At 46.8% G+C, this 20387-nt stretch carries 19 protein-coding genes; 13 read left to right on the top strand and 6 right to left on the bottom strand.

Annotated elements, in window-relative coordinates:
• Positions 1 to 4: 4 nt before the first annotated feature.
• The 4 genes from FTU50_RS04165 to FTU50_RS04150 all read right to left on the bottom strand — a co-directional run bounded on the left by FTU50_RS04165 (position 5) and on the right by FTU50_RS04150 (position 5407).
• Positions 5 to 1027 (bottom strand): ferredoxin reductase, encoded by a 1023-nt coding sequence (locus FTU50_RS04165; protein WP_180054437.1) that lies wholly within the window; start codon positions 1025 to 1027, stop codon positions 5 to 7.
• A gap of 374 nt (positions 1028 to 1401) precedes the next feature.
• A complete protein-coding gene (locus FTU50_RS04160) occupies positions 1402 to 2712 on the bottom strand; it encodes a DcaP family trimeric outer membrane transporter (protein WP_104505451.1) in 1311 nt (436 codons plus the stop codon).
• A 106-nt stretch (positions 2713 to 2818) separates the two neighbouring features.
• A complete protein-coding gene (locus FTU50_RS04155) occupies positions 2819 to 4201 on the bottom strand; it encodes an aromatic acid/H+ symport family MFS transporter (protein WP_005178072.1) in 1383 nt (460 codons plus the stop codon).
• A gap of 291 nt (positions 4202 to 4492) precedes the next feature.
• Positions 4493 to 5407: a LysR family transcriptional regulator gene (locus tag FTU50_RS04150; RefSeq protein WP_104473128.1), complete on the bottom strand. Its 915-nt coding sequence runs from the start codon at positions 5405 to 5407 to the stop codon at positions 4493 to 4495.
• A 118-nt stretch (positions 5408 to 5525) separates the two neighbouring features.
• Between FTU50_RS04150 and FTU50_RS04145 the strand changes: the two genes are divergently transcribed.
• The 12 genes from FTU50_RS04145 (at position 5526) to pcaD (ending at position 16733) form a co-directional block, all read left to right on the top strand.
• Complete coding sequence (locus FTU50_RS04145; protein WP_016658119.1) at positions 5526 to 6635, top strand: muconate/chloromuconate family cycloisomerase; 1110 nt, start codon at positions 5526 to 5528, stop codon at positions 6633 to 6635.
• An 11-nt stretch (positions 6636 to 6646) separates the two neighbouring features.
• Positions 6647 to 6937, top strand: coding sequence for a muconolactone Delta-isomerase (catC, locus tag FTU50_RS04140; RefSeq protein ID WP_005178078.1), 291 nt, complete (start codon positions 6647 to 6649; stop codon positions 6935 to 6937).
• 166 nt (positions 6938 to 7103) lie between these two features.
• Positions 7104 to 8024, top strand: coding sequence for a catechol 1,2-dioxygenase (gene catA / locus FTU50_RS04135; RefSeq protein WP_005178079.1), 921 nt, complete (start codon positions 7104 to 7106; stop codon positions 8022 to 8024).
• A gap of 75 nt (positions 8025 to 8099) precedes the next feature.
• Positions 8100 to 9485, top strand: coding sequence for a benzoate 1,2-dioxygenase large subunit (benA, locus tag FTU50_RS04130; protein WP_005178080.1), 1386 nt, complete (start codon positions 8100 to 8102; stop codon positions 9483 to 9485).
• Complete coding sequence (gene benB / locus FTU50_RS04125; protein WP_005178081.1) at positions 9482 to 9973, top strand: benzoate 1,2-dioxygenase small subunit; 492 nt, start codon at positions 9482 to 9484, stop codon at positions 9971 to 9973. Before benA ends, benB begins: the two co-directional genes overlap by 4 nt.
• 95 nt (positions 9974 to 10068) lie before the next feature.
• Entirely contained in the window at positions 10069 to 11085 is a 1017-nt protein-coding gene (benC, locus tag FTU50_RS04120) for a benzoate 1,2-dioxygenase electron transfer component BenC (RefSeq protein ID WP_005178083.1), read from the top strand.
• Positions 11086 to 11102: 17 nt separating this feature from the next.
• Positions 11103 to 11888 carry a benzoate diol dehydrogenase BenD gene (benD, locus tag FTU50_RS04115; RefSeq protein WP_005178084.1) on the top strand — a complete coding sequence of 262 codons (786 nt, stop codon included), beginning with the start codon at positions 11103 to 11105 and terminating at the stop codon, positions 11886 to 11888.
• A gap of 54 nt (positions 11889 to 11942) precedes the next feature.
• On the top strand, positions 11943 to 13169 hold the full coding sequence (gene benE / locus FTU50_RS04110) for a benzoate/H(+) symporter BenE (protein WP_005178085.1): 1227 nt from the start codon (positions 11943 to 11945) through the stop codon (positions 13167 to 13169).
• Positions 13170 to 13193: 24 nt separating this feature from the next.
• Positions 13194 to 13880, top strand: a complete 687-nt coding sequence (locus FTU50_RS04105) for a 3-oxoacid CoA-transferase subunit A (RefSeq protein ID WP_005178086.1) — start codon at positions 13194 to 13196, stop codon at positions 13878 to 13880.
• A gap of 19 nt (positions 13881 to 13899) precedes the next feature.
• Positions 13900 to 14553, top strand: coding sequence for a 3-oxoacid CoA-transferase subunit B (locus FTU50_RS04100; protein WP_180045777.1), 654 nt, complete (start codon positions 13900 to 13902; stop codon positions 14551 to 14553).
• 134 nt (positions 14554 to 14687) lie between these two features.
• The gene (gene pcaF / locus FTU50_RS04095) at positions 14688 to 15893 is read left to right on the top strand and encodes a 3-oxoadipyl-CoA thiolase (protein ID WP_163145792.1); all 1206 of its coding nucleotides are present in this window, start codon (positions 14688 to 14690) and stop codon (positions 15891 to 15893) included.
• 60 nt (positions 15894 to 15953) lie between these two features.
• Positions 15954 to 16733, top strand: a complete 780-nt coding sequence (pcaD, locus tag FTU50_RS04090) for a 3-oxoadipate enol-lactonase (protein WP_005178103.1) — start codon at positions 15954 to 15956, stop codon at positions 16731 to 16733.
• Positions 16734 to 16853: 120 nt separating this feature from the next.
• Here the strand turns inward: pcaD and FTU50_RS04085 are convergent, their stop codons facing one another.
• Positions 16854 to 17741, bottom strand: a complete 888-nt coding sequence (locus tag FTU50_RS04085; RefSeq protein WP_005178106.1) for a DMT family transporter — start codon at positions 17739 to 17741, stop codon at positions 16854 to 16856.
• Between the two features lie 338 nt (positions 17742 to 18079).
• On the opposite strand from FTU50_RS04085, the gene FTU50_RS04080 reads away from it, so the two are divergent.
• Positions 18080 to 19171, top strand: a complete 1092-nt coding sequence (locus FTU50_RS04080; RefSeq protein ID WP_168397673.1) for a putative zinc-binding metallopeptidase — start codon at positions 18080 to 18082, stop codon at positions 19169 to 19171.
• 40 nt (positions 19172 to 19211) lie between these two features.
• On the opposite strand, the gene FTU50_RS04075 is transcribed toward FTU50_RS04080, so the two are convergent.
• Positions 19212 to 20267 (bottom strand): aromatic ring-hydroxylating dioxygenase subunit alpha, encoded by a 1056-nt coding sequence (locus tag FTU50_RS04075; protein ID WP_180054435.1) that lies wholly within the window; start codon positions 20265 to 20267, stop codon positions 19212 to 19214.
• Between the last annotated feature and the right edge of the window lie 120 nt (positions 20268 to 20387).

The raw sequence follows: 20387 nt of genomic DNA, 5'->3' as shown, positions 1-20387 counted from the left end.
CAGATTATAAGTTAATCACGACAGGACTGATTGCCTGCGTCACGCAAAGTTTGATTTGGGTATTATGGTTATGGTCAATTTCACCGGTCAGCAGATTACGCACGCTGCCGCTGACTTTGGTACAGGAACAGGTATTGCAGATTCCCATGCGACAGCCATGGGCCGGTCTTAACCCGGCGGCTTCGGCACTGTCCAGCAAATTGCTGTTGGCCTGAAAATCCTGCTGCGAGCGCAAGAATTGCACCGGCTGCGCCTCCAGAGTTGCATCTGCGGTCATTTGAAAATACTCGGAATGAAACTGCTCGCTTAAATCCAGCTGCTGACAAATCTGCTGGGCGGCCTGCATCATCGAGGCTGAACCACAGGCATAAATATGTCGCTCACCCAGTTGCTCGACCGTGTTTTGCAGTAAGCTCAAAGACAGATGCTGACGCTGTTCTACAGTATTAAAATGATGATATTTAAAATGCGGATACATCAGCGCCAGGGTTTTAATTTCGGCATGGAAGGCATCATCCCGGGTGAAATACAGCAGGTCTATCGGCTGGGTCGAGCTGACCACGGCTTTTTGTAATAAGGAATAAATGGCGGTAATCCCACTGCCCGATGCAATAAAACATAAAGATGGAACTTGTGCCGGCAGCACAAAATTGCCCTGCGGCTGGGACAGCTCCACCACAGCCCCTGCCGGTAACCGGGTCAAGGCATTGGACATTTTGCCTTGCCGTTTGATGGCCAGAATCACATCGCCGTTATCGAGCAAAGTGACAATGGAATAGCTGCGCTGCTGGCGGACCCCATTCATCGCCAGCGTGATCAGAATACTTTGTCCGGCCTGAAAACGCTGTGCCTGAAAATTCTGGTTGGGACGTAAATGAATTTTATAAAAGTCTGGACTTAATGCCTGAATTTCAACAACGCAGGCTTTGACTTTTTTCAATGCCCAGACTGGATTTATTTTTTCTGCAATAAAATCAATAAAATCTTCTCGAATCCACTCGGGTTTATACTCTACAGAAGTGCTCATAGCGGCCTCATGATTTTTTCAGTGAACGGATGTTCTTTTTTTAATGTTCATGCCCACTATATAGATTCATAATCTCGATTCCATGTGAATGCAGGACAAAACTTGTCTTTTCCTTATGTTTTAGCTGGTTTTGTCTGACAAGATTCTGCACTTTTTCGGTCCCGACTTCGATGGGAGAAGTTTTATTGTTCTGATTTGCTTTTGTGCAGGCGCAGGATTTTTCATGAAAATGTCGTATGCTTTTGTCAGACTCGGTGAAAATGCCTGATATTTTTGCTGTAATTTCCCCCCCACATTAGACTTAAGTCCAAAAAAAGTCTAAAACCAAAAAAGCCAGAAGTGTCCTTCTGGCTTTTTTAATCTATAGCGTGTAATTAGAAGTTATAGATGGCCACCATATTAATACGGTTATCTTCACCTTTATTACTGCCATTCGTTGCTGCTTCTAAAGCTGTACGTTCACCATAGACATATTCCAGACCTAAGCTAACCGGCTTGATCGGACTATAAAACACGTTGGCCCATGCCTGCCATAAGTCTTTGTTGGCTCTAGTTGCATTAGACTGTGTCTCTGTTGCCGGTGTTGAAGCAATCAAGGCATTTTTATAGTTCTGATCATTATCAAAGCTCATATAGCCATAACCCACTGTGCCGCGCAGTTTTTCATTAAACTTCTGGGTCAGACCGACCGTAATCGAATCAAACTCGCTTTGCTCCAGACCGTTTGCACCCTGGATGGTGCCGGTATTGGCAAAAGACACAAAGCTGCTATCACCCTTCACATGGTAGTAGTCCGCTTTTAAAGTCGTGCTTGGGGTCACATCATATTTAGCGCCCAAGCCAACGCCCCACGCCATTTCTTCATCAGAATTGATGCGTTTTTCATGGCCCATGGCACGTGCGCTCACGCTCATGTTATCGGCGAACTGATGATTTAAGCGCGCAGTTAAAGCCGGTAAACGCTGGGTGATGCTGTTATCTTTTGGGTCTTCAGCAGCCACCACTAGATTGGTTTGCGGGCTGAATTTCGCGGTATAACGCACTTGCGGGGTACGTTTAACTGCGCCACCGGCATAGGCCAAAGCATCGACTGTTTCCGGCATATAATCCGGTACCGCAAAGTTAGACCAGGTTTGACCAATTAACCAGTCAGCATAAGTTAAATACGCATGGCGAATACGCAGGCTGTCTAAATTACCGCCTAGGAAGTCGACTTCCAGCTTACCTTTGACATCTTCTGCACCCACCTGGGTTTTAAAGTCTAAACCTAAGCGGGTTGCCGCCAGCGTTGATCTGAAACGGTCGCTATTTTCTGCATTACCTTCCAGTGCGACCCCATTAATCTGGTTGTAAGGCATGTCTTTGGCGCCACCTTCAATCTGATAAGAACCATCCATACGGACGTTTCCATACAGGTTAAATTCAGCATTACCCAGCGTCATACCCAAGCCGCGCTTTTCAGTGCTGGCTTTTTGTGCAACAGGTGGTTGTACCGCAGTATTGGCAAGTTGGTTTAAATTCGCTTGAACCGTTTGATTTTGTTGAGCATATTGATGAACAAGTGCTTTCAGTTGTTGCACTTCCTGACGAAGCTGCTCAACTTCCTGGCTGCTTTGCGCATTGGCCATTACACTCATTGTTAAACCGACAGCAATTACTAAAGGTTTGATCATCATTGTTTTCATGGGCACACTTATCCTGTGACTATCCGTTTTTGTCGTTCCTGACAAAGTTTCATTGTTTTAAAGTTTGGCTAGCCTGAAGAACTCAAGCTAGCGGTTTGCTCAGAGATTAATGTGCAGAGCTTTTGACTGCTTTGACATTGCTGTTGGCGAAGCTTTCCTGCTTGGCTTTGGCACCATCTACCGAGACTTTCAGATTTACCATAAAGATCGCTACGGCTGCAATTAGACCAGGGATGGCAATCATCATGAAATTCATCTGGTGTGGCAGGTTTAAAGTCAGCAGTGCACCAGTCAGCACAGGCCCGACAATCGCGCCGATCCGGCCAATTCCAGAGGCCCAACCCATACCGGTTGAACGTACTGTAGTCGGGTAAAACTGTGCGACGAAAGTATATAGTAAAATTTGTGATCCAATGGTGGCTGCACCGGCAATGGCAATTAAGGTATACAGCACTGGCTGTGGACTGTTAAAGCCAAGCAGGATTAGCGCAATTGCCCCCACGGTGAACATAATGGTCAATACCGGTTTCAGATGGAAACGATCTGACAAGGCACCGCCACCAATTGCACCGACCATACCGCCAATATTCAGCGCGAACAGGAACAGCATACTTGCACCGAGTGAATAACCGGCCTGAATCATCAGTTTTGGTAACCAGCTGCCCAATGCATAGACCATTAACAGACACATGAAGAACGCAACCCAGAACATTAAGGTACTGAAGGTACGACCTTGCTGGAACAGTGCACGTAATGGGGCTTCATCACCGGCCATCACTTCATTCAGCACAAACTGGGTATTTGGCGCAATATTCTGTTCTGGAGCAATTTTCTGTACAAAGGTGCGGACCTGTTCTGTTTCACCTTTTTTGGTGAGGAACATCAGGGATTCTGGCAAGAATTTCCACAGCAGCGGTAACAGCAATAATGGTGTACCGGCTAGGTAGAACATGATTTTCCAGCCATAATCTGCCACCAGCCATGCACCTAACAAGGCAGAGGTCATCCCGCCAATGGCATAGCCACTGAACATCACGGCAACCAGAGTACTCCGAATCCGTTTTGGTGCGTATTCGGTCATCAGTGCCACCACGTTTGGCATCACGCCGCCAATACCTAAACCGGCAAGGAAACGTAAAATACCAAACTCAATCGGGTTACTGGCAAAAGCACCGAGGAAGGTAAAGCCACTGAAAATGGCCACACAGATCATAATGGTCTTTTTCCGGCCCAGTTTATCGGAGAGCGTTCCGAAACTCATGGCACCGAACATCATCCCGAACAGCGCGGTACTGGCCAATAGCCCTGCCTCTACCGCACCAAGTGACCATTCCTGCATCAATAGTGGTAAAGCCACCCCGTAAATAACCAGGTCATAGCCGTCGAAGATAATAATTAATAAACACCATAAAAGTACGCCCCAGTGAAATGGCGTAAATTTCGCGTTATCAACCACCGTATTGATGTTTACTGAATCTGTTGTATTCACGATAAGCCTCCTGCTTGTGAAACCGTCCAAATTTTTGTAAACAATGACCCAATGCGTTATTTTTGTCCAAAACCGATTGCATATATATTCATACCTAAAAAGTTAGGCGGAAAAATTAGTTTTATAAACAATTGTTTATGTTTTAAACAATCTATCTTCATATAAGAAATATAAATTAAAGTTTATTTTTAAGCTGTGAAACATAAAAAAAGGTCTGAACAAAAGCGCGCCGTTCAGACCTGTTGCAACTTTATCTATATAAAGGATGGAAAGAGCTAAACTTCAACGCCCTTAAATTACAGTACGATCATATTTAATCGCTTCCAGATCATAGACCTGATAAATACTGTCAAACAGCGAGCGGATATCTTCGCTTTCATCCATACTGCGAATCGCCAGGAAAATCGGGCTTTTAGCAGCATCATCGAGTAAAGGAATATAGTTCAAATGCGGCAACTGTATGGTACGCGCGCTTTCCGGGACTATGCACATGCCTTCACCAGCAGCCACCAGCCCCAAAGCCAGCTGAATTTCACGCACTTCTTTTAAACTGCGTGGCTCCAGACTGTATTCGGAAAACAGGCCGCGCACCTGGGTCGAAAAATTCGGTTTGGGATGGTTTGGATAGAGAAAAATATTTTCTTCGACAATATCTGAAAGGTATATACCCTGCCGCTTTGTTGCAAATATATGACTGTCATGCACTGCCACCATGAGCGGTTCTTCACGTAATAAAATACGTCGAATGGCCGGATCGGAAATGCGTAAACGACCAAATCCGACATCTATACGACCTTCCTTTAAGGCCTGAATCTGGTTGGTGGTAGTCATTTCAACCAGTTCTATCTTTAAATTAGGATGTTGTTGGCGGAATAAATAGACTATTCTGGGGAGTAAACCATAAAGTAAAGAGCCCACAAAACCAATGGTCACGGTTTTCTCGACCATTCCCACCCGCTTGGTCATGGTTTTGATCTCTTCCGCATTAGACAAAAGTTTTACGGCATGCTGATAGAAAAATTGGCCTGCCGGAGTGGTCTGTAATGGGCGGCTACCGCGCTCAAATAGCTGAATTCCAAGCTCACTTTCCAGATTTTGGATCTGACGGCTTAAAGGTGGTTGCGCAATAAACAGTTTTTCAGCTGCTTTGGTAAAACTCTGTTCTTCTACCACAGCAACAAAGTATCTGAGATGTCTAAGTTCCATACCCTTTCCATACCTTTAGAATATAATAAAATGCCAAAATGATCTTCGACAGTGCGTTTCTATTCTTTTAAGGTATATCACATCAGATACACAACGCAAGATTGCGAAGAGTAAAGTGATGTATAAATCCATTGAAACCATGCTTGTCGAGATTCCGACCATTCGTCCACACAAAATGGCGGTGGCGACAATGCAGACGCAAACCCTGGTATTGGTAAAGATCTCCACAGACGATGGTTTTGTGGGCTGGGGCGAAGCAACCACAATTGGTGGATTAGGCTACGGTGAAGAAAGCCCAGAAAGCGTAAAAACCAATATTGATACTTACTTCGCACCTTTACTAAAAACATTGGCTGGTTTGAACTTTGCACAAACCATGCGCGCCCTGAAAAAGAATATTAACGGCAACCGTTTTGCCAAATGTGCCATCCAGACTGCTTTACTGGACATTCAGGCACAGCGCCTCGGTTTACCACTGAGTGAAATTCTTGGTGGCCGTTTACGTGACAGCGTTCCTGTGCTTTGGGTATTGGCTTCAGGCAATACTGAAAAAGACATCGCTGAAGCGCAGAAGATGATTGAAATCAAACGTCACAATGTGTTCAAGCTGAAAATCGGTTCTCGTCCGGTTGAAGAAGATGTTGAACACGTGCTGGCAATCAAAAAAGCATTAGGCAAAGACGTTTCTATTCGTGTTGACGTTAACCGTGCCTGGTCAGAGCTTGAAGCCATTAAAGGTATTCAGCTGCTGCAAGATGGCGGTGTTGACCTGATTGAACAGCCATGCGGCATTGAAAACCTCGATGCGATGCGTCGCCTCACCCGCCGTTTCGATATTGCCATTATGGCAGACGAATCGTTAATGGGTCCAAACAGCGCTTACCAGATTGCCCGTAACAATGGCGCATCAGTTTTTGCAGTTAAAGTGGCGCAGTCCGGCGGCCTGATTGAAGGATGTGAGGTTGGCAAAATTGCCAAGCTGGCCAATATCGACCTATACGGCGGCACCATGCTGGAAGGCCCGGTAGGAACCATTGCTTCAGCGCATGTGTTCTCGACTTTTGAAAGCCTGGCTTACGGCACCGAACTGTTTGGTCCATTGCTACTGACGGAAGAAATTTTAAAAACACCATTGCAATATCAAAACTTTGAATTGGTGTTACCAACCACTGCCGGTTTAGGTATTGAACTGGATGAAGACAAGCTTGACCGCTTACGTCGTCAATAAAGGAGCTAGACATGCTTTTCCACGTACGCATGGATGTCAATATTCCACTCGATATGCCAGCTGAACGCGCTAATGAAATTAAAGCCGTTGAAAAGGCATATTCGCAGGAATTACAGCGCCAAGGTAAATGGCGTCATATCTGGCGCATTACAGGCCAGTATTCAAACATCAGTATTTTTGATGTTGAGAGCAACGAAGAACTGCACAACCTGCTGCAAGGTCTGCCGTTGTATCCATACATGAATATTGAAGTGATGGCGCTTAACCGCCACCCATCTTCTGTCCGTGATGATGACACCTGATTCACAGTTCATATCGGTATTTTAAGAATTTAAAGCCGCTATCGGGGTAGCGACTTTAGAAATCCAAAGGGTAAATAAACAAGGATTGTGGCCAGCCAGATCAGCCAGCCAAACAAGCATTCAGGCAGCCACGACAACTATATACATACATTCAAGGAGTAATTGTATGGATCGTCAAACAATTGAAAACGTAGTTAAGGCTTGTAACGTCGACACTGCAGAGGGTCCGGTAAATCCACGCGTTCAACAGGTTGTGGTACGTCTTGTAACTGATCTTTTCCAAGCGATTGAAGACCTGGATTTAAGCCAGTCTGAAGTATGGAAAGGTATTGAAACCATTATTGACATCGCCAAAGCAGATGAATTTGCATTAATGGGTTCTGCAGTTGGTCTGGAACACTTCCTTGATCTTCGTGCTGACGAAGCAGATGCCAAAGCAGGCCTGACTGGCGGTACGCCACGTACAATTGAAGGTCCTTTATATGTTGCAGGCGCACCTGAATCAGTAGGTTTTGCACGTATGGACGACGGTTCTGAAGAAGGTCAAATCGCAACATTAATCATTGAAGGTCAAGTGACTGACACTGATGGCAACATCCTGCCAGGCGCGAAGGTAGAAATGTGGCACGCCAACAGCCATGGTAACTACTCTTTCTTTGACAAGTCGCAATCACACTTCAACCTGCGTCGCAGCATTTTAGCAGACGACCAAGGTAACTACGTTGCACAAACTACCATGCCTGTAGGTTATGGCCTGAACCCAGAAGGTCCTTTACAAGGCGTATTGAACCAGATCGCGCGTCACGGTCAACGTCCTGCACACGTGCACTACTTCATCTCTGCACCGGGTCACCGTAAATTGACAACTCAATTCAACATTGAGGGTGACAAATACTTATGGGACGACTTCGCATTCGGTACACGTGAAGGTCTGGTAGCCGTTGCTGAAGATGTGACTGATGAAGCTGAAATCGCGCGTCGTGGCTTGAAAGGTCCGTTCAAATACATCCGTTTTGATGTAGTTCTTCAGAAAGATAAAGAAGGTGCTCCTTCTACTGAAGTTGAACGCCGCCGCGCAAGCGCTTAATCATACAGGGAACCGAAATGTCTACTCCCAGACATTTCGGTGACTTACCCAAATTTGGAAAGTCGGAGAACGGACATGCCTCGTATTCCAGTAATTAACACCAGCCATTTAGATCGTATTGACGAATTACTTGTTGAAAACTATGAAACAGGTGAATTTAAGCTACATCGTTCAGTATTTACAGACCAGGCCATTTTTGACCTTGAAATGAAATATATTTTCGAGGGAAACTGGGTGTACTTGGCACATGAAAGCCAAATTCCAAATAACAACGATTATTACACCACTCACATGGGCCGCCAGCCGATCATCATTGCACGTAACCGTAACGGTGAACTGAATGCCATGATCAATGCCTGTTCACACCGTGGTGCGCAGCTTTGCCGTTACAAACGCGGTAACAAAGCGACTTATACCTGCCCTTTCCACGGCTGGACATTTAACAACTCAGGCAAACTTTTAAAAGTAAAAGATCCGGCAGATGCAGGTTATTCAGACTGCTTCAACCAAGACGGTTCACACGACCTGAAAAAAGTTGCCCGTTTTGAAAACTACAAAGGTTTCTTGTTCGGTAGCTTAAACCCGGATGTTCCACCACTAGAAGAATATCTTGGCGAAGCCACCAAAATTATTGACATGATCGTGGGTCAGTCTGACCAGGGTCTGGAAGTATTACGCGGCTCATCAACCTATACCTATGAAGGTAACTGGAAGCTGACTGCTGAAAACGGTGCCGATGGTTACCACGTGTCTGCAGTACACTGGAACTATGCTGCAACCACTCAACAACGTAAAGAAAAGCAAGGTGGCGACAACATTCGTGCCATGAGCGCGGGTGCTTGGGGTAAACAAGGCGGCGGTTCATACGGATTCGAAAATGGTCACATGCTGCTTTGGACACAATGGGCCAACCCGGAAGACCGTCCAAACTTTGCCAAAAAAGATGAATATACCGAGAAATTCGGTGCGCCAATGGCGAAATGGATGATCGAGCGTTCTCGTAACCTGTGTATCTATCCAAACGTCTACTTCATGGACCAGTTCGGTTCACAGATTCGTGTACTTCGTCCATTGTCTCCAACCAAAACTGAAGTGACCATTTACTGTATCGCTCCTGTCGGTGAAGACGCTGATGCACGTGCACGTCGTATCCGTCAGTATGAAGACTTCTTCAACGCTTCAGGTATGGCAACTCCAGATGACTTGGAAGAGTTCCGTGCATGTCAAGCGGGTTATGCCGGTATTGCCCTGGAATGGAACGACATGAGTCGTGGTGCCAAACACTGGATCCAAGGTCCGGATGATGCGGCTAACGAAATTGGTTTAAAACCAAAACTTTCAGGCATTAAAACTGAAGATGAAGGTTTATACCTTGCTCAACACGAATTCTGGCTCAAACTTATGAAAAAAGCGATTGCTGACGAGAAAGAGCTTGCTGCAACTGAAGGAGAAAACGCATGAGCGCGATTACTTTAGAAAATATTGCTCAATTCCTCTACCGTGAAGCACGTTTTTTAGACGATGAGCAATGGGACGACTGGTTACAGTGCTATGCGCCAAATGCAGAATTCTGGATGCCAGCCTGGGATGACGATGACAAACTGACTGAAGATCCACAGTCTGAAATTTCACTGATCTACTACCCGGACCGTCAAGGCCTTGAAGACCGTGTGTTCCGTATTAAAACTGAACGCTCTTCTGCCACCATGCCGGATACCCGTACCAGCCACAACATCAGCAATATTGAAGTGGTTGAGCAAAACGGTGATTTAGTCACAGTGCGTTTTAACTGGAACACTTTAAGTTTCCGTTACAAAACCAACTACAGCTACTTCGGCATGTCACGTTATGTGATCGATTTCTCTGGCGAAGAACCAAAAATCGTGAACAAGTATGTGGTTCTGAAGAACGACTACATCAACCAAGTAATTGATATTTACCATCTGTAAGCCCTGCTGTTTTAGCTTACTGATGTGGCCTTCAGCCAAACGGAAACTTGGCTGAAGGTTGAAAATGTTTCAAAGATTTTTATAGGATTCCAGCCATGTCAAACCACAATGTTGCACTTCAATTTGAAGACGGTGTTACTCGTTTCATTACAGTTGCACAAGGTGAAACTCTATCCGATGCAGCTTACCGTCAAAAGATCAATATCCCTCTGGATTGCCGTGACGGTGCATGTGGTACCTGTCGAGCGTTTTGTGAATCAGGTACGTATGACATGCCTGAAGAAACCTATATTGAAGATGCATTAACACCTGAAGAAGCAGAAGAAGGTTATATCCTTGCCTGCCAATGCCGCCCGACTTCAGATGCGGTGTTCCAGATTCAGGCATCTTCAGATGTATGTAAAACTGAAATTCACGCGTTCGAAGGTACTTTATCTCGCGTTGAGAACCTGTCTGACTCAACCATTACCTTTGATATCCAGCTTGACGAAGGTCAGCCTGATATCCACTTCCTGGCCGGTCAATATGTCAATGTCGGTATTCCAGGAACAGCTGAAACCCGTTCTTATTCATTCAGCTCTAAACCGGGCAACCGTTTAACCGGTTTCGTAGTACGTAACGTACCAAACGGCAAAATGAGTGAATTCTTAAGCAAAAATGCCAAAGCTGGCGACAAAATGACCTTTACCGGTCCATTTGGTAGCTTCTACTTACGTAACGTGGTGCGCCCGGTACTGATGCTTGCGGGTGGTACAGGTATTGCTCCGTTCATGTCAATGCTGCAAGTACTGGAAGAAAAAGGTTCAGATCAGCCAGTGCGTCTGGTATTTGGTGTAACCAATGACTTTGACCTGGTTGCGCTGGAAAAACTGAACGAACTGCAAGCCAAATTCCCATGGTTCGAATACCGCACTGTTGTAGCGAATCCGGAATCTGCACATGAGCGTAAAGGCTATGTGACTGGTCATATTGACAACGAATGGCTCAATGGCGGCGATGTTGATGTGTACCTGTGTGGTCCAGTGCCAATGGTTGAAGCGGTACGCGGCTGGTTAGATGGTGAAGGTGTAAAACCGGCCAACTTCCTGTTCGAAAAATTCTCTGCTAACTAAAATCGAGTAATCCCGCAATGTCTGATCGTCAAAGATTTTTAAATAAAGTGGTGATTGTGACTGGTGCTGCCCAAGGCATCGGTCGCGGGGTTGCCCTGCAAGTGGCAGCCGAAGGCGCCCAGGTGGTCATGGCCGACCGTTCTGAATATGTCGCAGAAGTGCTGGCAGAGATTCAGGCCGCCGGTGGTGATGCGGTCACCATTAATGCTGACCTGGAAACCTATGCTGGCGCGCAGTCAGTGGTTGCCAAAGCCATCGACACTTACGGCCGCGTTGATATCTTAATCAACAACGTCGGCGGTGCCATCTGGATGAAACCTTTCCAGGAATTTTCTGAAGAAGAAATTATCAAGGAAGTGAACCGTTCACTGTTCCCAACCATGTGGTGCTGCCGCGCAGTATTGCCGGAAATGCTGAAAAATCAGAAAGGCACCATTGTAAACGTTTCATCTATTGCCACCTGTGGTATTAACCGTATTCCTTACTCTGCCTCTAAAGGCGGCGTCAATGCCCTGACCAAATCGCTGGCTTTTGCACATGCGAAAGATGGTATTCGTGTTAATGCCGTGGCAACTGGTGGAACTGAAGCACCACCACGTAAAGTGCCACGTAACACTGCCCCATTGTCTGAACAAGAACAGGCATGGATGCAGGAAGTGGTTGATCAGACCATTGATCGTACCTTCCTTGGCCGTTACGGCACCATTCAAGAACAAGTCAATGCCATTTTATTCCTGGCATCTGACGATGCGTCATATGTGACAGGCACAGTTGTTCCTGTCGGCGGTGGTGATCAGGGTTAACCTGATCATCTTTTTTTGTACAGGATCATTGCCAGACTTGCACGGAGGCAAACAATGAGTCACCTGTTAGATACCTTAAGAAAAGACTGGTCCTTATCAGCCACAGTTGCAGGATTTTTAGCTGTACTGATTTCCTATGCCGGTCCTTTAATCATCTTCTTCCAGGCAGCCCAACAGGCTCAAGTGTCCAATGCCATGATGATTTCATGGATTTGGGGCATTTCTATTGGCGCAGCCGTTGCCGGTATCTTCCTTTCAATTAAATTCAAAGTTCCGGTGGTCACCGCCTGGTCGGCACCCGGAACGGCCTTGCTGGTCACCCTCTTTCCTGATATTTCCCTGAACGAAGCCGTTGCAGCCTACATCACCTCAGCCGTGGTGATTTTCATTATTGGGATTACCGGTTATTTCGACAAATTGCTGGCCTTAATTCCGCAAGCAGTTGCAGCAGGCATGATGGCCGGCATTTTGTGCCAGTTTGGCTTTGGTCTGTTTACCGCCAGTAACAACATGCCGTTTATTGTATTTGGCATGTTGCTGGTGTTCTTACTGGCCAAACGTTTTAGTCCGCGCTATGCCATGCTGTATGTACTATTGACCGGAATTGGCCTGAGCCTGTTGCTCGGCACCATGAATCCGGTCGAAATGAGTTTTAGCCTGGCAGTGCCGCAGTTTATTGCGCCGGAATGGACCTGGAACTCGACCCTTAACCTGGCCTTACCGCTGATTTTAGTCAGCCTGTCTGGTCAGTTTCTACCGGGGATGGCCATTTTAAAGCTCAGTGGCTACGACACGCCGGCTAAACCCATTATTACCACCACCAGTATCGCTTCGCTGGCGGTGGCGTGTGTTGGCGGGATCACTATTGTCCTGGCCTCAATTACCGCCGCGCTGTGCATGGGCAAAGACGCGCATGAACTGAAAGAAAAGCGCTATATCGCCGGGATTGCCAACGGCCTGTTCTACATTTTAGGCGGTTTATTTGCCGGCAGCATTGTGATGCTGTTTAGCCTGCTCCCGAAAGAATTGGTGGCAGCATTGGCCGGTCTGGCACTTCTAGGAGCCATTGGCATCAATTTAAATGCCGCCATGCATCAGGAAAACCAGCGTGACGCAGCACTTATTACCTTCCTGGCAACTGCATCGGGTATGCAGTTTTTAGGTCTCAGCTCAGTTTTTTGGGGAATTTGTCTGGGTATTCTGGCTCATGTCATTTTAAGCAGAACCGGTTTATCAGCACTGACCTCACCTTCAAGCCCAAGCAAAAGCACGGGTCAATGAAGTTTGTTTGACTAGGAAACAACTATGATTGATAAAAGCTCAGCATCTTTAAAAGATGTGCTCTCTCAAATTAAAGATGGTTCAACCATCATGATTGGTGGTTTCGGTACAGCAGGTCAGCCTGCTGAACTGATTGATGGCCTGATTGAACTGGGCATCAAGGATTTGGTCATCGTCAATAACAATGCCGGTAATGGCGACTACGGTTTGGCCAAATTACTCAAAGCAGGCGCTGTACGTAAAATCATCTGCTCGTTCCCTCGTCAGTCTGACTCTTATATTTTTGATGAACTGTACCGTGCCGGTAAAATCGAGCTGGAACTGGTGCCGCAAGGTAACCTGGCTTGCCGTATTCAGGCTGCAGGTATGGGTTTAGGCCCAATCTACACCCCAACTGGTTTTGGTACTTTACTGGCTGAAGGTAAACCGACTTTAAATTACGAAGGCAAAGACTTCGTTCTGGAAAACCCGATTAAAGCCGATTTCGCTTTAATTAAAGCCTACAAAGGCGACCGTTGGGGCAACCTGGTGTACCGTAAATCTGCACGTAACTTTGGCCCGATTATGGCCATGGCGGCAGATGTTACCATTGCACAGGTCGCAGAAGTGGTTGAACTGGGTGAGCTTGATCCTGAGCACATCATCACTCCGGGTATTTTTGTACAGCATGTGGTGTCAGTTGCTGCCAAACAGCCTGAACAATCAGCATAAATACGTGAAGGAGAACACGATGAGCTATACCAAATTAACACGTGACCAGATTGCTGAACGCGTTGCCCAAGACATTCCAGATGGTGCCTATGTCAACCTCGGGATTGGCCTGCCAACCAAAATTTCAAACTACCTGCCTGCAGATAAAGATGTATTCCTGCATTCTGAAAACGGTTTATTGGCCTTTGGTCCAAAACCTGCGCCAGGTGAAGAAGATCCGGAACTGATCAATGCCGGTAAAGAATATGTAACTATGCTGACCGGTGGCTGTTTCTTCCATCATGGGGATTCTTTCGCGATGATGCGTGGCGGTCACTTGGACATCGCTGTATTGGGTGCCTTCCAGATTGCAGAAAATGGTGACCTGGCCAACTGGCATACTGGTGCCCCAGATGCAATTCCTGCGGTGGGTGGTGCAATGGACCTTGCAGTTGGTGCCAAGAAAGTCTTTATCACCACGGATCACGTCACCAAAAAAGGCGAGCCAAAAATTGTAGCGGAGCTGAGCTATCCAGCAACTGGCCTGAAATGTGTAGATCGTATTTATACCGACCTGTGCGTGATTGATGTGACTGCTGAAGGCCTGAAAGTGATTGAGAAAGTTGACGGTCTGTCATTTGAAGAGCTGCAATCCCTGACCGGTGCGAAGCTGATTGATGCGACACAGGGTTAAGTAATCCCTCCCAACCTCCCTGAGCGAGTTTTAAAGCACGGCTTTAAAAACTCAGCGCAAGCAAGGGAGGAAAAGTCCCCCTTTTTTAAAGGGGGATTTAGGGGGATTAAAAAAGAATTTAGGAAACAGAAAAAATGAAAAACGCATATATCATTGATGCTATTCGCACCCCATTCGGTCGCTACGCAGGTGGACTTGCTCCTGTACGTACAGATGACCTGGGTGCCATTCCCATTCAGGCGCTGATGGAGCGTAACCCAAGTGTTAACTGGGAAAAAGTAGATGACGTGATCTACGGCTGTGCCAACCAGGCCGGCGAAGACAACCGTAACGTGGGTCGTATGTCTGCGCTATTAGCTGGCGTACCGCATCAGGTGCCTGCAACAACTTTAAACCGTTTATGTGGTTCATCACTGGATGCGGTTGCCATGGCGGCGCGTACCATTAAAGCCGGTGAAGCACATCTGATTGTGGCGGGTGGTGTAGAAAGCATGTCACGTGCACCATTTGTGATGGGTAAATCTGAATCTGCCTATGGCCGTAGCCAGAAAATTGAAGACACCACCATGGGCTGGCGCTTCATTAACCCGAAACTGAAAGAAATGTATGGTGTTGAAACCATGCCTCAAACTGCTGAAAACGTGGCAGAACAGTTCAACATTAACCGTGAAGATCAGGACAAGTTTGCGTTTGAAAGCCAGCAACGTACTGCTGCTGCCCAAGCCAAAGGTTTCTTTAAAAATGAAATCGTACCTGTGGTCATTCCACAGCGTAAAGGCGAACCAGTTGTGGTCGATACCGATGAGCATCCACGTGCATCAACCACGTTAGAAGGTCTGGCGAAACTCAAACCTGTGGTCAAAGCCGATGGTACTGTGACTGCCGGTAATGCCTCAGGTATTAACGATGGTGCAGCAGCATTATTAATTGCCTCTGATGAAGCGGTAGCGGAATACGGTTTAAAACCACGTGCCAAAATTATTGGTGCAACAGTAGTCGGTGTAGAACCACGCATTATGGGCTTTGGTCCAGCGCCAGCCATAAAAAAACTGTTGGCCCAAACCGGTCTGACGTTAGAGCAGATGGATGTGATTGAGCTAAACGAAGCTTTTGCTGCTCAAGCACTGGCGTGTACCCGTGACCTTGGTCTGGAAGATGGTGCCGCGAAAGTGAACCCGAATGGTGGCGCCATTTCACTGGGTCATCCACTCGGTGCATCAGGTGCGCGTCTGGTCACCACGGCCCTGAACCAGCTGGAAGCCACTGGCGGCAAATATGGCCTGTGCTCAATGTGTATTGGTGTCGGTCAAGGCATCGCTTTGATTATTGAACGCGTTTAAAGATACGATAACAAATTAAATTTCCCCTCCCTTTTTTAAAGGGAGGTCGGGAGGGATTCAATGCCAACATTTACATCTCAAGATGCTGAAATTAATTACCAAACCTTTGGTGATGCGACAAAACCTGCGCTGGTATTTTCTAACTCGCTAGGTACCAACTTTAAAATGTGGCAACCGCAAATTGACCACTTCCAGCAGGACTTTTTTGTCATTTGCTATGACACCCGTGGTCACGGCGCATCTTCTGCTCCACAAGGTCCATATACGCTTGACCAGCTCGGCCAAGACGTGGTGAATCTGCTCGATCATTTAAATATTGAAAAAGCAGCCTTCTGTGGGATTTCGATGGGTGGTTTGACCGGTCAGTGGCTGGCAATTAACAAGCCTGAACGTTTTAGCCATGTTGTGGTCTGTAATACGGCCGCTAAAATTGGTCAGGAACAGGCCTGGAATGAGCGTGCCGCACTGGTCCGTGAACAAGGTTTGGCCCCTATTGCATCAACGGCGGCCGGTCGTTGGTTTACCGAACCCTTTATCCAAAGTAACGCAGCAACTGTAGCGACTCTTTCAAACGACCTGGGAGCTGGCAGCCCTGAGGGTTATGCAAGCTGCTGCGAAGCTTTGGCTAAAGCGGATGTACGTGAACAGTTAAAAGACATTCAGGTACCGGTATTCATTGTTGCTGGTCAGCAAGACCCAGTAACAACCGTAGCCGATGGTGAATTTATGCAGCAACGCATTGCCAATGCTGAACTGTTTGAAATTAATGCTTCGCATATTTCCAATATCGAACAGCCAGAAGCCTTTAATCAGGCGGTACAGGCGTTTATTCAACGTTAAACCCAGCTCGGTTGAAAGCATTTAAAAAAGATAATCTCCGGATTATCTTTTTTTTTGTTTTAGGCAATTTTTAAAAAGATTGATGATTCTACTGAGATGCCCTGCCCATCTACTTCAACTTTAAGCCCAGATCACCAGCATCGCGGCAATCACCACCAGTACCAAGCCCAGATGATCGGTTCGGGCCAGTTTTTCCTTAAAGAAAAAGGCAGAAATCAGCAAGCTAAATAGAATTTCAATCTGTCCCAAAGTTTTGACCAAGGCCACAGTCTGCATACTCATGGCACTAAACCAGCCAAGGGAGGCCAGAAAACTGCAAATACTCACCTTAAAGGTCAGTCCCAGCCGCTGCCACATCGCCTGTAAGGTATGCCGGCTAAACAGCCCCAAATACAACAACATGCTGATACATTGCAGCCCGATCACAAAACATAATACCCAGCCGGCACGATGTAAAAAGGGTAAATTCTCCAGTTCCAGACTCGCTTCACGCACCAGCAGTGAGGTAATGGCAAAACTGAGACCACTGCCCACCCCAATCGCCAACGTGCTGACAGAAAGCTTGGTATTGGCCGGCCCTTTACTGAGTAAAAAGACTGCCACGCCGCCTAATACGACGCCAACCCAGCCCAGCAGACTTAAATATTCGCCCAGTAGTGCCACGCCAATTAAAGCCGCCAGAATCGCCTCGCTTTTGGCCAGTCCGACCCCAATGGCATAGTTTTTCTGCTTGAACAGCTGCACCATGAGAATGGTGGCCAGAATCTGGCAAAAAGCCGCCACAGCAATATACAGCCAGAATTTCCCGCTAAAGCTAACCGGCGTTGCGGCAGGCTGCTGCAGATATAAAAAACTCAAATAACCGACCGCAAACGGCAAGGCAAAAATAAAGCGTGCAAGCGTGACGCCATAAACGTCGACCGTCATGCTGAGCTGTTTTTGAAAGGCATTGCGCCAGGCCTGCATAAATGCAGCCATCAGGGTAAAAAGAATCCAGGTACTGGCCATGCGAGTATGAAAAATATGATCGGGAATAAGGTTTAATCTACTCCTTTCATGGCGCATATTCGACCATTTTTCATTCATTTACCGTGGCTTTGCTGAATAAATCTCCAATTCTGTCTATTTGCAGCTTTTATGTTCCTTTTAATCCGGAATGCAATGACTGCAAGGCACATGCTTGCCGTTTGCATCCACCTGGTTTTTCGACTCAAAATGAGGCTAAGCGACTGATCGCATCAGGCAACTTTGTAAATCTGCTACAATTTTATAGCGGGTTTCAAATACCCTCCTGACTCAATCTATGTTTAGATAAATGGACGTATCCTGCAGGCTGAGGATCAAGAATGAAGTATTTTGAATGTGCGGTATGCCATCAGCAGATTTTTTTTGGTGCCTCATTTTGTGAATATTGCAAGGCGCCCATTGGCTTTGTTGCCTCCGAAAAAGATATGGGCACCTTTCGTAAGGATAGCGACAATGAATGGGTCAGCCTGAATGAAAGCTATCGTAATCAGAAATTTAAGCCCTGTTTTAATTATAGTCACTATCAGGTCTGCAACTGGATGATTCCCGTCGATGATGAAAATATCTATTGCGAATCCTGCCAGCTTACCCACACCATCCCCAATTTAGATGAACCGGAAAATATCCAGTACTGGCGTTATCTGGAACAGGCTAAACGGCGGTTTTTATATCTGGCGCAGCGCATGAATATTATGCCGCGGCCAAAACGTTCTGAAGATGACCGCTATGGCCTGCGCTATGAATTTTTAATGCCCATGGAAGGCCAACCGGTGCTGACCGGCCACGCCAATGGTCTGATTACCCTCAATGCCATTGAAGCCGATGTGGTGTACCGGGAAACCACGCGCGTAACCATGGGAGAAAACTACCGCACCCTGCTCGGCCATTTTCGCCATGAAAGCGGCCATTATTATTTTGATGTGATGCAAAACCGCCATCCGGAACTGGTCGATGAATTCCGCTACTATTTTGGTGATGAACGTCAGGATTATGGCATGGCACTCAAACGCCATTATGAACAAGGCCCGCCCTCCGACTGGCAGGACAGCTATATCAGCACCTATGCCACCACCCATCCCTGGGAAGACTGGGCTGAAACCTGGGCGCATTATCTGCACATGATGGATACTTTAGAAACCGCCTATTTTGCCGGAATCCGGGTACAAGGTAACGGCCGTACCCTGGCCAATCTGTACTTTACCGAATGCCCGATTGGCGGCAAGGATATTGAACACATTTTAGAAAACTGGATTGCCCTGACCTTTAATCTGAATGCGCTGAATCGCAGTATCGGGCTGGATGATGCCTATCCGTTTAAACTGACCGAGCCGGTAAAAGATAAGCTGCGTTTTATTCACCGGCATGTGCTGGATAAAGCCTTTAAATCCAATCAGGCCAGTCATCCTGCTTAAGCTCACTTTCAATTCCTCGCTTTCAATTCAATGAGATTTGCTACACGATATAGCGTTTACTTAGGCCCCATTCGGCCAGAATCCGGCGGTATAAGGCCGAGGAGCGATCTGCCTCAAAATGGGCTTCCATGCTTAAATCCAGCGGCAGTTCTTCCGGTTTCTGGCTTTCTACCATGTCCTGATCTTCGGCAAAAATCTGCGCATTAAAATCGTAAACTGCTTGCAGGTCGCCGGTGGTATCAAAACTCCGGGTTAAAGGCACAAATAACCGGGTCTGATGGACCGATACCGGACAACAGGCATTTAAGATTTTCAAGATGCCATCATTCGGAAAATAAATGGTCAAGGTCGCTGCAAAAGGTGGATAAACCTCAAATTCACGCGTCCATAAAAAGCCTTCGGGTGCTAAATGCTGCATACCATGCGGATAATTGCTGACATTGGAAATATAGATACTTTTCAGGCCATAGTCAGTGCGTTCGGTATGATATTTCGGTACCACCGGATTGTCCCGATCAGCAAAGGCCTGATGATGCACCCAGGCAAAATGTGCAACATCAATAAAGCCTTCTAACTGACGGCCGCTGGAACCGGCAATATCCACACTTGGTGGTAAAATGGATTGATGCTCAGCATCTTCCCAAGTATCCAGCACCGGAAAATTGGCTGCCTGTTCATCGCGCCCGAACAGGCTGGTCCAGACCAGACCATATTTCAGCACCACCGGAAACGTGGTCAGGCTAAAACGTTCCGAAATCTGGGTCAGGTCGGGCTGGGCCGGAATTTTGGTGCATTTGCCGGCCCGGTTATAGTGCAACCCATGGTAAGGACAGACAATTTCATCGCCCTCCACCCAGCCTTTGCTTAAAGGCACACCGCGATGCGGGCAAATATCCCGCACCAGCTGGATGTCACCGCTTTCTGTCCGGTACAGCGCCATTTTCACATCCAGTAAAGTCACCTGTTGCGGCTGGCTGCTGACATCCTGAATTCGTGCCACCGGATACCAATGCTGCGCCAGAATATGCCAGTCACTGGCATCAAAGCGGCTGTCATGGGGTTGGGCAAACAGGTTGATTACAGGAATCGCATTCATAGGCTGGCTCACTTTTAAGCTATACAGGGTCAAGAACAAACGGAAATCCGCGGTTTTCTCATGTCGTTTATTGTTAATTTCCTGTTTTAAATTAAGAGCTTCTGCTTTTTCTGTCTATTA

Origin of the sequence: Acinetobacter sp. YH12112 (genome assembly GCF_013418945.1) — a bacterium.
GTDB lineage: Bacteria > Pseudomonadota > Gammaproteobacteria > Pseudomonadales > Moraxellaceae > Acinetobacter > Acinetobacter indicus.
The sequence above is the reverse complement of the archived record's forward strand: the minus strand, read 5'-3'. Positions and strand labels throughout refer to the sequence as shown.